Source organism: Paenibacillus sp. 598K (genome assembly GCF_003851045.1).
Lineage (GTDB): Bacteria > Bacillota > Bacilli > Paenibacillales > Paenibacillaceae > Paenibacillus_D.
In genome coordinates this window covers 346-1,727 of the sequence record NZ_BFBX01000296.1, presented here as the reverse complement: position 1 = coordinate 1,727, position 1,382 = coordinate 346, and the positions used below count along the sequence as shown (strand labels likewise).

The window sequence follows — 1,382 nt, the reverse complement described above, 5'->3', positions numbered from 1 at the left end:
CCATCGGTCGGCCAGGTTGAAGGTAGGAGACGTTCGCCTGCCGTCGCAGCGCTGACAGGCTGGTCGGCGGGCACATTGAACGACCTTTTCGAAGCACCGTCATCGGCCTGATCAACTGCTCTCGTCGGCACACCATCGTCAGGCTGATCGACCGCTCCTGCTAGCGCACCATCGGCTGTCGCACGCTCGACGGACTCCGTTGCCGACAGTTGCCGGTGGACCGCCAGCTCGCTCGTGAGCTGATGCAGCTCCGCTGCCGAGAGCATCGAGAGCCGTCCCAACTGCTCCTCTGGCGCAGCGACGATGGATGCCAGCAACTGCATGTAGTGCCCCGCCATCCGTCGGATGGTCGACGCGTCGAACAGATCGGTGTTGTACTCCAGCTCGAAGCGCAGCCCCTCCGCCGTCTCGTCGGCGGACAACGTCAGGTCGAATGCCGATACCCGGTAAGGCAGCGGCACAGACGTCAGCGTCGCCTCGCCGAGACGCAGCGCTCCCGTCTCCTCCTGCTGCATCAGGAACATCGTATCGAACAACGGATTGCGGGATGGATCGCGACGCATGTCGAGCAGCTCCACAAGCTCCTCGAACGGCATATCCTGATGCTCGTAGGCGGCGATTGCCGTCTCCCGGACCGTCTCCAGGAAACGGGCATACGGCAGCTCCTGCCGCGGCCGCATGCGCAGCACCAGCGTATTGACGAATAAGCCCGGCATGTCGGTCGTCTGCGGATGGGTGCGTCCCGCTGCCGGGGTGCCGACGGTCAGCTCCTCCGCTCCTGCGTAGCGGGAGAGCAGCGTCGCATAGGCGGCCAGCAGTACCATGAACAGGGTGCAGCCATGCTGGCGCGCCAGCTCTTGCAGCTGCTGCATCAGTCCTTCATTCGTCGCAAAGGCGACGCGGTCGCCTGCAAAGGTCTGCACCGCCGGCCGTCGCCGATCCGTCGGCAGCTCCAGCACCGGCAGCTCGCCGCCTAGCTGGCGGCTCCAGTAGTCGCGTTGGCGGCGAGCAGCCTCGCTCGCCCTCCAGCTCCTCTGCCAGGCCGCATAGTCCTTATAATCGAAGCTCGGCGCAGGCAGCTGTCTGCCTTCATAGGCGGCTGCCAGCTCGGAGAGCAGCAGCTGCGTGGTGAGCGCATCCCCGATGCTATGATGCATATCGAGCAGCAGCAGATGCTTCTCCTCGCTCAGCCGGAGCAAGCCTGCCCGCAACAGCGGAGCTTGCTCCAGATCGAATGACCGCACCCAGTCCGCCAGCGCCGCCGCGGTTGCCGCATCGCGCTCAGCGTTATGGCTGTCTGCGCCATCGCGATCGGAGTTATGGCAGGCGGCATCATCGCGGTCTGCGTGATTGCTGCCAGCTTCATCGCGCTCGACAGCAGT

General features: G+C 65.0%; 1 protein-coding gene. It reads right to left on the bottom strand.

The features are described 5' to 3' along the window. On the bottom strand, positions 1 to 1,382 hold a 1,382-nt coding region (locus PA598K_RS35150; RefSeq protein WP_260405769.1), incomplete at both ends, for a condensation domain-containing protein.